The following is a 12406-nucleotide window of genomic DNA, read 5'->3' as shown; positions in this document are numbered from 1 at the left end:
GAAATCAGGACCGCGCTTCGTTTCTTAGCCTGAGTCGGGGCAAAAAAATGCCGGGGATGGCCCCGGCTAAAAAGAGAGAATGAGACTACTTACGGCGCCAGGTGGTGCCCTGCGGGCCATCTTCCAGCACGATGCCCATCTCGTTGAGACGGTCACGCGCGGCATCCGCCGCCGCCCAGTCTTTCGCTTTACGCGCGTCCAGACGCTGCTGGATCAACGACTCAATTTCCGCCACTTCCCCGTCGTCCGCCTGCGCGCCGCTCTGCAGGAAAGCATCCGGCTCCTGTTCCAGCAGCCCCAGCACCGAAGAGAGCTTGCGCATATGCGCCGCCATCGCGTTGGCCGCGGCGGCATCTTCGGTTTTCAGGCGGTTAACCTCACGCGCCATATCGAACAGCACGGAATAGGCTTCCGGAGTATTAAAATCGTCGTCCATCGCTTCGATAAAGCGCGCCTCAAACGCCTCGCCGCCGGCCGGCTCTGCGGTTTTGTCGGTTCCGCGCAGCGCGGTATACAGACGCTCCAGCGCGGAACGCGCCTGCTTTAAGTTCTCTTCGCTGTAGTTCAGCTGGCTGCGATAGTGGCCGGACATCAGGAAGTAGCGAATAGTTTCCGCGTCGTAGAACTTCAGCACGTCGCGCACGGTAAAGAAGTTGCCCAGCGATTTTGACATCTTCTCGCGGTCAACCATCACCATCCCGGAGTGCATCCAGTAATTGACGTACTCGCCGTCGTGGGCGCAGGTGGACTGGGCGATTTCGTTTTCATGGTGCGGGAACATCAGATCCGAACCACCGCCGTGAATATCAAAATGGTTGCCCAGCTGTTTGCAGTTCATCGCTGAACACTCAATGTGCCAGCCTGGACGGCCCGCGCCCCACGGCGACGGCCAGCTTGGCTCGCCCTCTTTCGACATTTTCCACAGCACAAAGTCCATTGGATTATGCTTGACGTCAACGACATCAACGCGCGCGCCGGCCTGCAGCTGGTCGAGATCCTGACGCGACAGCTGGCCATAGTTCGGATCGGTCGGCACATCGAACATGACGTCGCCGTTGTCGGCAACATACGCGTGGCCTTTAGCGATCAGCTGCTCGGTAATCTCAATAATTTCCGCAATGTGATGAGTCGCTCGCGGCTCCATATCCGGGCGCAGGATATTCAGCGCGTCGAAGTCTTTGTGCATCTCGGCAATCATGCGATCCACCAGCGCAACAAAGCTTTCGCCGTTTTCATTAGCACGCTTAATGATTTTGTCGTCGATATCGGTGATATTGCGCACGTACTTTAGCTTGTAGCCCAGGAAACGCAGGTAGCGCGCGACCACATCGAATGAGACGAAGGTACGGCCATGGCCGATGTGACAGAGGTCATAAACGGTAATACCACACACGTACATGCCAACTTCCCCGGCATGGATAGGTTTAAATTCTTCTTTTTGGCGCGTCAGTGTATTAAAAATTTTTAACATCGAAGATTCCGTGTAGACGTGTGTGGATATAAGTCGCGTATTCTAACCTTAATTCAACCCCGAAGCAGCACACATTGCAAGGTGATCCAACCCCGCGGTTATGCTATAACAGCCCCCTATATCTCACCCGACTCCGGGTGCAGGCACCACAATCATCGGAACAGGATGCAAAAATGGTTACTTTCCACACCAATCATGGCGATATCGTAATCAAGACGTTTGACGACAAAGCGCCGGAAACAGTTAAAAACTTCCTGGACTACTGTCGTGAAGGTTTCTACGACAACACTATTTTCCACCGTGTAATCAACGGCTTTATGATTCAGGGCGGCGGTTTTGAGCCGGGCATGAATCAGAAAACCACCAAATCTCCTATTCAGAACGAAGCGAACAACGGTCTGAAAAACACCCGCGGTACGCTGGCGATGGCCCGTACTCAGGCGCCCCACTCCGCCACCGCGCAGTTCTTCATCAACGTCGCCGATAACGACTTCCTGAACTTCTCCGGCGAAAGCCTGCAGGGTTGGGGCTACTGCGTATTCGCAGAAGTCGTTGAAGGGATGGACGTGGTCGACAAAATCAAAGCGGTCGCCACCGGCCGCAGCGGCATGCACCAGGATGTGCCGAAAGAAGATGTTGTGATCAAAAGCGTCACCGTTAGCGAATAATTCGTGGCGACACTTTTTATTGCGGATTTGCATCTGCAAACGGAAGAACCGGCGATTACCGCCGGTTTTCTGCGCTTTTTACAGGGGGAAGCCCGCAGGGCGGACGCCCTGTATATCCTCGGCGATCTCTTTGAAGCCTGGATCGGCGATGACGATCCTAACCCGCTGCATCGGCAAATCGCCGCAGCGCTCAAAGCGCTGGCCGATTCCGGCGTCCCCTGCTACTTCCTTCACGGCAACCGCGACTTTCTCGTCGGCAAGCGCTTTGCCCGCGAAAGCGCGATGACCCTGCTGCCGGAAGAGAAGCTTCTCGACCTCTACGGGCGCAAGGTGCTGATTATGCACGGCGACACCCTCTGCACCGACGATGCAGGCTATCTGGCGTTTCGCGCGAAAGTTCACAATCCCTGGATCCAGCGCCTGTTTCTGGCCCTGCCGCTGTTTATCCGCCGCCGTATCGCCGCCAGAATGCGCGCCGACAGCAAAGCGGCCAACAGCAGCAAGTCGATGGAAATTATGGATGTGAATCCCCAGGCGGTGGTTGACGTCATGGAGAAACATCGCGTTCAGTGGCTGATTCACGGGCATACGCACCGCCCCGCCGTCCACCCGCTAGAAGCCAACGGCCAGACCGCGTACCGCGTGGTGCTCGGCGCCTGGCATAGCCAGGGCTCTATGGTCAAAGTGACGCCAGAAGACGTTGAGCTGATTCATTTTCCTTTCTAGCCCCGGCAAGGGCTGATTCTTTCTTTTTCCGCGATTTATCCGGGCCGCACGATGAGCGCGTTGTGCAAATCTACCTGCTGGTGATGGGCATTCTTATGCTGACCCGGGGACGGGGGCTGGTTTTACTTTTTGCCCGCTCATAACCGGCGCGTTTCATCGAATACCGACAACACAAAGGCGGCTGGCCATGCACACGCAACCGTTTTCCTTGCCGGGAGTTCATGCTATTCTCTGTGGCCTCTAAAGCAGTGTGAAACACACCCACAGGAGTTTTAAGACGCATGTCTTCCCGCAATAATTCGGCGCGTATCGCCATCGTGATGGGGTCCAAAAGCGACTGGGCTACCATGCAGTTTACCGCAGAAATCCTTGATGCCCTGAACGTTCCGTACCATGTCGAAGTGGTCTCCGCCCACCGCACGCCCGATAAACTGTTCAGCTTCGCCGAAGGCGCGGAAGAAAACGGTTTTCAGGTGATTATTGCCGGTGCCGGCGGCGCGGCGCACCTGCCGGGCATGATTGCGGCGAAAACGCTGGTGCCGGTGTTAGGCGTGCCGGTTCAGAGCGCGGCGCTGAGCGGCGTAGACAGCCTCTACTCCATCGTCCAGATGCCGCGCGGCATCCCGGTGGGTACGCTGGCCATCGGCAAAGCCGGGGCCGCCAACGCCGCCCTGCTGGCGGCGCAGATCCTCGCCCAGCACGATGCGGAACTGCACCAGCGCCTCAGCGCCTGGCGTCAGGCGCAAACCGATGAAGTGCTGGATAACCCGGATCCGCGGGGTGCGGCATGAAGCAGGTTTGCGTTCTCGGCAACGGTCAGCTAGGCCGGATGCTGCGCCAGGCCGGCGAGCCGCTGGGTATTGCGGTCTGGCCGGTCGGTCTGGAAGCCGACCCGGAAGCGGTGCCGGTACAGCAAAGCGTGATTACCGCAGAGATTGAACGCTGGCCGGAAACGGCGCTGACCCGCGAGCTGGCGCGTCATTCCGCCTTCGTTAACCGCGACGTTTTCCCGATAATCGCCGACCGCCTGACGCAAAAGCAGCTGTTCGATAAGCTAGCGCTCGCCACCGCGCCGTGGCAGCTTCTGGCGGATAAAAGCGAATGGCCTGCGGTATTCGCCCGCCTCGGGGAGCTGGCTATCGTTAAGCGCCGCGTCGGCGGCTACGATGGCCGCGGCCAGTGGCGTTTGCGGGAAAATGAAACCGCGCAGCTGCCGGAGGATAACTACGGCGAGTGTATCGTTGAGCAGGGGATTAACTTCTCCGGCGAGGTGTCGCTGGTCGGCGCTCGCGCCCGGGACGGCAGCACGGTCTTCTATCCACTGACCCGCAACCTGCATCAGGACGGTATTTTACGCGCCAGCGTCGCCTTTCCGCAGGCCAATGCCCGCCAGCAGGCGCAGGCGGAGCAGATGCTGTCGGCGATCATGCATGAGCTGGGCTACGTTGGCGTGATGGCGATGGAATGTTTCGTCACCGCTGATGGCCTGCTGATTAACGAACTGGCGCCGCGCGTGCACAACAGCGGCCACTGGACGCAAAACGGCGCCTCCATTAGCCAGTTCGAGCTGCATCTGCGGGCGATTACCGATCTGCCGCTGCCGCCGCCGGTGGTGAACAGCCCGTCGGTGATGATCAACCTGATCGGTACCGATCTGAACTATGACTGGCTGAAGCTGCCGCTGGTGCATCTGCACTGGTACGACAAAGAGGTACGTCCGGGTCGTAAAGTCGGCCACCTGAACCTGACCGACAGCGATACCGACCGCCTGAGCGCGACGCTGGAAGCGCTGAAGCCGCTGCTGCCGCCGGAATATGCCAGCGGTATCTTCTGGGCGCAGGCGCAGCTGGCGTAATCCTCTCTCCTTTATCCCGGCTTGCGGCGCGCTGCGCCTTAGCCGGGCTACCCAACTTGCCAGCCCCACGGATGCTTAAATCCAGCCATTCCTGACGCTATTCAGCGATACACCGTGAAAAATCAATTCAGCAGGGCGCTCACCGCGTACAATAGAGGAATTATCGCGTCGAGCGACGCGTCTGAATGACTTAACGGTTTAAATGATGGAATTAGTACCACAGAATATTCGGCAGATTCTCGCCAGCGATACGCCGCTGATTGACGTACGCGCCCCGGTTGAATTCAGGCAAAGCGCCATGCCCGCGGCGATCAACCTGCCGCTGATGAACGATGACGAGCGTGCCGCCGTCGGCACCTGCTATAAGCGTCAGGGGCCGGACGCCGCCCTCGCGCTGGGCCATCAGCTGGTCAACGGCGAGATTCGCGCCCGCCGCCTCGCCGCCTGGAAAGAGGCCTGCGCGCGCTATCCCGAGGGCTACCTGTGCTGCGCTCGCGGCGGCCAGCGTTCGCATATCGTCCAGCAGTGGCTGAAGGAAGCGGGCGTGGATTACCCGCTGATCGTCGGCGGCTATAAGGCGCTGCGCCAGGCGGCGATACAGCTTACCGAAGAGCTGGTGCAGCGCCCTATCGTGCTGATCGGCGGCTGTACCGGTAACGGTAAAACCCAGTTGGTCGGCGCTCAACCGGACGGTATCGATCTCGAAGGGCTCGCCCATCATCGCGGCTCTTCATTTGGCCGAACCCTACAGGAGCAGCATCAGCAGGCAACCTTTGAAAATCACCTGGCCGTGGCAATGCTCAAAAAGTCAGGGCAGCAGACGCGCTGGGTGCTGGAGGATGAGGGGCATATGATTGGCGCCAATCACCTGCCGGAGTGCATGCGTCTTCGCATGGCGCAGTCGCCGCTGGCGGTAGTGGAAGATCCGTTCGCTGTCCGTCTTGAACGGCTGCGGGAAGAGTATTTTGCGCGCATGCATCATGATTTCCTGGCGGCCTACGGCGAAGAGCAAGGCTGGCAGGCGTATAGCGAATATCTGCATCATGGTCTGTTCGCAATCCGCCGCCGCCTCGGGTTACAGCGTTTTGCCCAGCTCACCGCCCGGCTTGATGAAGCCCTGCTTGAGCAGCAGCGAACCGCCAGCACCGAAGCCCACTTCAGCTGGCTGGTTCCCCTGCTGAACGAGTATTACGATCCGATGTACCGCTACCAGCTCGGCAAAAAAGCGGAGAAGATTATTTTTCGCGGCAGCTGGCAGGACGTCGCCGCCTGGCTGGCGGAGTAATCACATCCTCTCTTGTCCCGGCTTGCGGCGTAAATGCCTTAGCCGGGCTACGGGTCCGCAGACTGCGGTGAACCTGTAGCCCCGCTAAGCGCAGCGTCACCGGGGAAGTGTCAGCGCTTAGAAGTCGTAGCGCAGACGCACCAGGTTCATATCGCCCAGGTTGTCGGTGCTCGACGTGAAGACGTGTTCATAGTCAACGCGGAAACCATAATCCAGCTGGAAGCTCACGCCGACGCCGTTATCAATCCGCTGATAGTTGCGGCCGTTCACGTACTGCAGGCGGTCGCCCATAAAGTACGGCTGAATGGATTTCACCGCATACTGACCAATCGGGAATTTATAACCGGCAAAGTACTCAATACCCCAGGCATCGCCCGCGAAGTAGTTATGAACATCGGTTTTTTTGGTGGTCAGGAAGTTCTGATACCAGCCGCCGCCGAAGGAGAAGGTCCAGTTATCCGGCGTCCAGCTTAGCGCGGTACCGACGATATTCTGATCGTATGATTTGCTGTCTGAACTGGAGGGGTTACGCATATCGGCGCGGGTATAGTTCCACGCTGCGCCCCAGGTCAAATCCTTCATGATGTGGTAATCGGCGCCGATGGAGCCGCCGCCTTTACGCTTGTAGCGCAGGCCGTTTCCCGGCAGATATTCGCTGTCCTCAAACAGATAAGAGGCGTAAAGATCGACATCGCCAACGGTTTTCTTATATTTCAGCATATTGCGTGAGCGATAGGAGCCATCGTAGTCGCCGTTGATGCCGTTACCCGGCGCCTGGCCTATCATGTCGTAATCCCAGATATCGGTTTTTACCCCAACCACGTCGTAATAAACGCTGTTCTGCTGACCGTAGGTTAACGTCCCCCAGGTATCGCTTTTCAGGCCGGTATAGAGCATACGGCGGCTGGTGTTATTCGCGCCTTCGGCGTAGTGGTTATCCCAGTCGAAAAGCGCCGGAATATTGACGCCCAGCTCGTAGTAGCTGATCCAGCTAATATCATCGAACAGATAGTAGTCGGCGGCGAAGCGGAAACGGGTACCGCCATCGAAACCGTTACGTTTATAAGAGCCTTTGTCTCCGTCGCCGGACATCATGTTGAACTGGGGACGGATGCTCCCGCCGACGGTGAAATTAAGCCGGCTTAACGGATCGCCCGCCTGCGGATCTTGTTTTAAAAGCGTAATTTCCGCCTGGGATGCAAAAGAGGTTAACGCCAGGGCTGCGCCGATCGTTATCGCCAGCGCTTTTATTTTATGTGCCATACTTTTTCCTTGATTAATAAGCAACCTTATATTTGCCAGTTGAATATTAACTGCGATCGAGTATGGCGTGTTGTTGAGTTTTTAATGTTTCGTGCGGTTAAAAATCAGTGACTTACCATTTTGTGCCGTTAAAAAAACTGTGGTTATCTTTTCATCGCCATGTCATTAAAATGGTCTATTACCGCGCAAACATCATCCATGGAGGAAGTATGTCGAAAAAACTACTGCAGCTGCACTTTGCCTTTAACGGTCCCTTCGGCAGCGAGATGTCCCGTCAGCTCGTGGAGCTGGCCGAGTCCATCAATCAGGAGCCGGGGTTTATCTGGAAGGTCTGGACGGAAAGCGAAAAAAATCAGGAGGCGGGCGGGATCTATCTTTTTGCGAATGAAGAAACCGCGCTCGCTTATCTCAACAAGCACACCGCGCGCCTGAAATCTCTCGGCGTAAACGAGGTTATCTGCAAAATTTTCGATGTTAATGAGCCGCTCACCGCGCTAAACCACGGTCATCTGCAATAGCAACGCGCATCCGTACCGGGTAACCCCCCGGGTTGCGGCTGACGCCTTACCCGGGCTACTTTCCCGCATACAGTGAAACCCCCGGGTGGCGGATAACGCCTTACCCGGGCTACATAGCTAACCCTATCCCTGACTAAACTGGCGGAACAGCGCCTTACCTTTCAGCAGACGCAGCCCCAGCCAGCCGCCGCACAGCGACAGCAGTATCGCCCCGCACAGCGGCAGCATCACCCACAGCCGCCAGTCCGGAGACCACGGGAAGTCAAAGATTTTGCTTTGCAGCAGCGCCAGCGCCACCTCAGCGCCAATCGCCGCCACGACGCCGGACACCACGCCCAGCAGCGCGAACTCCGCCCACAGCGTGGTGCGCAGCAGAGACTTCCCGGCCCCCAGCGTGCGCCAGACCACCAGCTCCTGATAACGCTGACGCATCCCGACCTGTACCTGCGCCAGCAGCAGCAAAACGCCGCAGGCGGTGACCAGAATCACCATTACCTCAAGCGCGCGGCTTACCTGGGTCAGCACCTGGCCAATCTGCTGCAAAATCGCGCCGATATCCAGCAGGCTGACGGTGGGGAATTCGCGGTTGAGCTGCGTCAGCATCCCGTTGCCGTTATCCCAGCGGAAGCTGGTCAGCCAGCTTTGCGGCTGGCCGTCGAGCGCCCCCTGCGGGAAGATAAAGAAGAAGTTCGGCCGCAGGCTCTCCCAGTCGACTTTACGCACGCTGGACACCTTCGCGCTAAAGTCCTGAGTATCCCCGGTAAAGGTCACGCTATCGCCGAGCTTGACGCCCAGACGCTGCGCCAGCCCCTCTTCAATCGACACCTCGCCCGACTTCGGCGGCCAGCTACCGGCAACCAGCGGATTATGATCCGGACGCTCGCGGCTCCAGGTGAGGTTAAGCTCCCGGTTCAGGGCTTCATCTTTATTGCCCTCCGTCACCTGACCGTTAATTTGCGTCAGGCGGGCGCGCACGATGGGGTAGAACTCGGTGGCGCGGGTCTGATGTTCGGCGAGGAAGGTTTTCACCGGCACCACCTGCTCCGGCGCAATGTTAATCAGGAAATAGTTAGGACTTTCCGGCGGCAGCTGCTGCTGCCAGCGGTCAAGCAGATCGCCGCGCAGCACCAGCAGCAGCGCCAGCAGCATAAACGACAGCGAAAAGGCCGCCAGCTGGCTCAGGGTCGACCACGGCTGACGCAGCAGACGGTTCACCGCCAGGCGCAGCGGCAGCGCTTTTAACGTCAAACGCTTCAGTAGCCACAGAACGCCCCATCCCGCCAGGCCGCACAGCAGCGCCAGCACCACGGCGCCCGCCAGCACCGCCCATAGCAGGGGGCTGCCGCCCATCAGCAGCGCCAGCAGGGCTACCACCACCGCGCACACCACTGGAATATAGATCGTCAGCGGCCAGACGTTGGCGACGACATCCTGGCGCAGCACCCGCAGCGGCAGCGTCGCCAGCAGCAGTCTATAAGGACGCAGCCCGACCAGCAGGGAAATCACCACCATCGCGCCGATCGCCCACAGCCACGGCCAGCCGCTCGCCGCCGGCAGCGCCGCCGGGAGCACCGGCTTAAGCATCAGCAGCAGAATATGCTCCAGCCCGACGCCCATCGCCCCGCCGGCAACCACCGCCAGCGCCAGCAGCATCAGCCACTGGCCGACAATCAGCTTGCGCAGATGCGCCCGCCCGGCGCCGAGGGTTTTAAGGATCGCCACCAGATCGTAACGACTACGGCAGTAATGACTCATCGCCACCGCCACCGCGGCGACCGCCAGCAGCAGCGTTAACAGCGCCGACAGCAGCAAAAACTGCTGCGAGCGCTCCAGCGATTTACCCAGCGCGCTGTCATCCTGCTCCAGGCCGATCCAGCGATGTTCAGGCCCCAGCTTCGGCAGCAGCCACTTTTCGTAGTCCGCCAGCTGCTGCGGGGTTCCGGCATACTTATAGCGCCAGGAGACGCGGCTCCCGGGCTGCACCGCGCCGGTTTTCGCCACGTCTGCGGTATTCATCATCAGCCGCGGCGCCATCTGGAAGGGGTTAAATCCGGCATCCGGCTCCTGTATCACCTCGCCGGCAATGCGCAGCGTGGCGTCGCCCACGTCGATGGTGTCGCCGGTTTTCAGATTCAGCAGCGCCATTAATCGCGGCGCCAGCAGCACGGTGCCGGCGTGCGGCTTCAGCCCCGGCGGCTGGGTCTGCAGCTGACCATATAGCGGATAGGTGTCGTCAACCGCTTTGACGTCCGCCAGCTGCGGCGTATCGCCGGAAAACGTCATAGTGGCGAAGCTCAGCTGTTCGCCGACGGTTAAACCAAGGCGACGCGCTTCGTCAATCCATGCGCCTGGGACTTCGCGCGAGCTGCGCAGCGTGCGGTCGCCGGCCATAAATTCCCGGCTCTGCTGGCTGAGTCCTTTCTCCATGCGGTCGCTTATCGAGCCCAGCGCCAGCACGCAGGCCACCGCCAGGCTCAGCGCCAGCCAGACGATCAGCAGCGACGGCGAGCGCCATTCGCGCCAGAACCAGCGGGCGATCATGCTTCCTCCCGCAGCTGGCCATCCACCAGCCTCAGCCGTCGGTCGCAGCGCGCCGCCAGCAGCGGGTCGTGGGTGACGAGGATCAGCGTGGTGCCGTGCTCGCGGTTCAGCGAGAACAGCAGGTCGGCGATTTTATCCCCGGTGTGACGGTCGAGGTTGCCGGTGGGTTCATCGGCGAACAGCAGCTCCGGGCGGCCGTTAAACGCGCGCGCCAGCGCGACCCGCTGCTGCTCGCCGCCGGAAAGCTGTACCGGCAGATGGTGCAGGCGCTTACCCAGCCCCAGTTGCTCCAGCAGTGCCCGGGCGCTGCCGCGGCTCTGGCTATCGCTTTCGCCGCGCAGCAGCGCCGGAAGCTCGACGTTTTCCAGCGCATTGAGGGTGGGTATCAGCATAAAGGATTGAAACACAAAGCCGACGTGCTTTGCGCGCAGCTTCGCCCGCGCCTCTTCGTCCATCTGATGCAGCGGTTGTCCGAGCAGCGAGACCTCCCCGCTGCTGCCGTCGTCCAGCCCGGCGAGGATCGCCAGCAGCGTCGATTTACCGGACCCCGACTCGCCAATCAGGGCGATGGTCTGCCCCTGTTTGACAACCAGCTCAACTCCGGTAAGGATGGAAAGCTGATGCTCACCCTGACCGACGGATTTCTTAAGATGATGAACTTCAAGTATGTTTTCCGCTGGCATTTGCCTTTCCTGTTTCTGGTCCTGTTTACCTGCCGCGCGATGGCGGCCGACACGCTGTTGGTTCTCGGCGACAGTCTGAGCGCCGGTTATCGCATGGCGGGCAATACCGCCTGGCCTGCGCTGCTTAACGATAAGTGGCAGACCAAAACGCCGGTGGTTAACGCCAGCATCAGCGGCGATACCTCGCAGCAGGGGCTGGCAAGGCTGCCGGCTCTGCTTAAGCAGCATCAGCCGCGCTGGGTGCTGGTAGAGCTGGGCGGTAACGACGGGCTGCGCGGTTTCCCGCCGCAGCAGACGGAGCAGGCGCTGCGTACCATTATTGAGCATATCAAAGCGGCGAACGCCCAGCCGCTGCTGATGCAAATTCGCCTGCCCGCCAACTATGGCCGCCGTTATAATGAAGCCTTTAGCGCAATTTATCCGGCACTGGCCAAAGAGTTTGATATTCCTCTGCTGCCCTTTTTTATGGAAGAGGTTTATCTGAAACCGCAGTGGATGCAGGACGATGGAATTCACCCTAATCGCGACGCCCAGCCGTTTATCGCCGACTGGATGGCGACGCGTTTGGCTCCCTTAGTTAATCATGACTCCTGATAACAGCGAGTCATTTGCAGGTAAAGTTATGCAAAAATCGGTTTTAGTTACAGGATGTTCCAGCGGAATTGGTCTTGAAAGCGCCCTTGATTTAAAGCGCCAGGACTTTAACGTGCTGGCCGCCTGCCGCAAAGCGGAAGATGTCGCACGGATGCAGGAGCTGGGGCTGACCGGTGTGTTGCTGGATCTTGACGATCCGCAGAGCGTTGAACGCGCCGCCGCCGAGGTGATTGCCCTGACCGACAACCGCCTGTACGGCCTGTTTAACAACGCGGGCTACGGCGTCTACGGCCCGCTGCCGACCATCAGCCGCCAGCAGATGGAGCAGCAGTTTTCCGCCAACTTTTTCGGCGTCCATCAGCTAACGATGCTGCTGCTTCCGGCAATGGAGCCGCACGGCGAAGGGCGTATTGTGATGACCTCATCGGTGATGGGAATTATCTCCAGCCCCGGCCGCGGCGCCTATGCCGCCAGCAAATTCGCGCTGGAAGCCTGGTCAGACGCGCTGCGCATGGAGCTGCGCCACAGCGGAATTAAGGTCATCCTGATTGAGCCGGGCCCGATCCACACCCGCTTCACCAACAACGTCAACCAGACCCAGACCGATAAGCCGGTGGAAAACCCCGGCATCGCCGCCCGCTTTACTCTCGGGCCGGAAGCGGTGGTGGAAAAAGTGCGCCATGCTTTTGTCAGCGATAAACCGAAGCTGCGCTACCGGGTCACTCTGGTGGCGCATGCGGTCGCCCTGCTGAAACGCCTGCTGCCGACCCGCGCGATGGACAAAATTATCCAGGGCTAAGTT

Annotated in this window: 12 protein-coding genes; 8 read left to right on the top strand and 4 right to left on the bottom strand. The window is 59.4% G+C overall.

Going from position 1 to position 12406, the window contains the following annotated elements:
• Positions 1–85: 85 nt before the first annotated feature.
• Complete coding sequence (gene cysS / locus CDA56_RS20595) at positions 86–1471, bottom strand: cysteine--tRNA ligase (RefSeq protein WP_004848430.1); 1386 nt, start codon at positions 1469–1471, stop codon at positions 86–88.
• Between the two features lie 173 nt (positions 1472–1644).
• Between cysS and ppiB the strand changes: the two genes are divergently transcribed.
• The 5 genes from ppiB to mnmH all read left to right on the top strand — a co-directional run bounded on the left by ppiB (position 1645) and on the right by mnmH (position 6005).
• Positions 1645–2139: a peptidylprolyl isomerase B gene (ppiB, locus tag CDA56_RS20590; protein ID WP_004099775.1), complete on the top strand. Its 495-nt coding sequence runs from the start codon at positions 1645–1647 to the stop codon at positions 2137–2139.
• Positions 2140–2142: 3 nt separating this feature from the next.
• Positions 2143–2865, top strand: a complete 723-nt coding sequence (gene lpxH, locus CDA56_RS20585; protein ID WP_014837623.1) for a UDP-2,3-diacylglucosamine diphosphatase — start codon at positions 2143–2145, stop codon at positions 2863–2865.
• A gap of 281 nt (positions 2866–3146) precedes the next feature.
• Complete coding sequence (purE, locus tag CDA56_RS20575; protein ID WP_004848424.1) at positions 3147–3656, top strand: 5-(carboxyamino)imidazole ribonucleotide mutase; 510 nt, start codon at positions 3147–3149, stop codon at positions 3654–3656.
• Complete coding sequence (gene purK, locus CDA56_RS20570) at positions 3653–4720, top strand: 5-(carboxyamino)imidazole ribonucleotide synthase (protein WP_014228235.1); 1068 nt, start codon at positions 3653–3655, stop codon at positions 4718–4720. The genes purE and purK overlap by 4 nt, the downstream gene beginning before the upstream one ends.
• 205 nt (positions 4721–4925) lie before the next feature.
• Positions 4926–6005 carry a tRNA 2-selenouridine(34) synthase MnmH gene (gene mnmH, locus CDA56_RS20565; RefSeq protein ID WP_032719617.1) on the top strand — a complete coding sequence of 360 codons (1080 nt, stop codon included), beginning with the start codon at positions 4926–4928 and terminating at the stop codon, positions 6003–6005.
• A 117-nt stretch (positions 6006–6122) separates the two neighbouring features.
• Here the strand turns inward: mnmH and CDA56_RS20560 are convergent, their stop codons facing one another.
• Positions 6123–7268 (bottom strand): porin, encoded by a 1146-nt coding sequence (locus CDA56_RS20560; RefSeq protein ID WP_004130005.1) that lies wholly within the window; start codon positions 7266–7268, stop codon positions 6123–6125.
• Between the two features lie 209 nt (positions 7269–7477).
• Between CDA56_RS20560 and CDA56_RS20555 the strand changes: the two genes are divergently transcribed.
• Complete coding sequence (locus CDA56_RS20555) at positions 7478–7786, top strand: monooxygenase (protein WP_014228233.1); 309 nt, start codon at positions 7478–7480, stop codon at positions 7784–7786.
• A gap of 123 nt (positions 7787–7909) precedes the next feature.
• On the opposite strand, the gene ybbP is transcribed toward CDA56_RS20555, so the two are convergent.
• Complete coding sequence (ybbP, locus tag CDA56_RS20550) at positions 7910–10327, bottom strand: putative ABC transporter permease subunit YbbP (protein ID WP_103815099.1); 2418 nt, start codon at positions 10325–10327, stop codon at positions 7910–7912.
• Entirely contained in the window at positions 10324–11010 is a 687-nt protein-coding gene (gene ybbA / locus CDA56_RS20545; RefSeq protein WP_004099723.1) for a putative ABC transporter ATP-binding protein YbbA, read from the bottom strand. Before ybbA ends, ybbP begins: the two co-directional genes overlap by 4 nt.
• On the opposite strand from ybbA, the gene tesA reads away from it, so the two are divergent.
• On the top strand, positions 10981–11604 hold the full coding sequence (gene tesA / locus CDA56_RS20540) for a multifunctional acyl-CoA thioesterase I/protease I/lysophospholipase L1 (RefSeq protein ID WP_049079717.1): 624 nt from the start codon (positions 10981–10983) through the stop codon (positions 11602–11604). The genes ybbA and tesA overlap by 30 nt on opposite strands.
• Positions 11594–12403, top strand: coding sequence for an SDR family oxidoreductase (locus tag CDA56_RS20535; protein ID WP_165795137.1), 810 nt, complete (start codon positions 11594–11596; stop codon positions 12401–12403). The genes tesA and CDA56_RS20535 overlap by 11 nt, the downstream gene beginning before the upstream one ends.
• Positions 12404–12406 lie beyond the last annotated feature (3 nt).

It is taken from the genome of Klebsiella michiganensis, from assembly GCF_002925905.1.
In the GTDB taxonomy this organism is placed as follows: Bacteria; Pseudomonadota; Gammaproteobacteria; order Enterobacterales; family Enterobacteriaceae; genus Klebsiella; species Klebsiella michiganensis.
The sequence above is the reverse complement of the archived record's forward strand: the minus strand, read 5'-3'. Positions and strand labels throughout refer to the sequence as shown.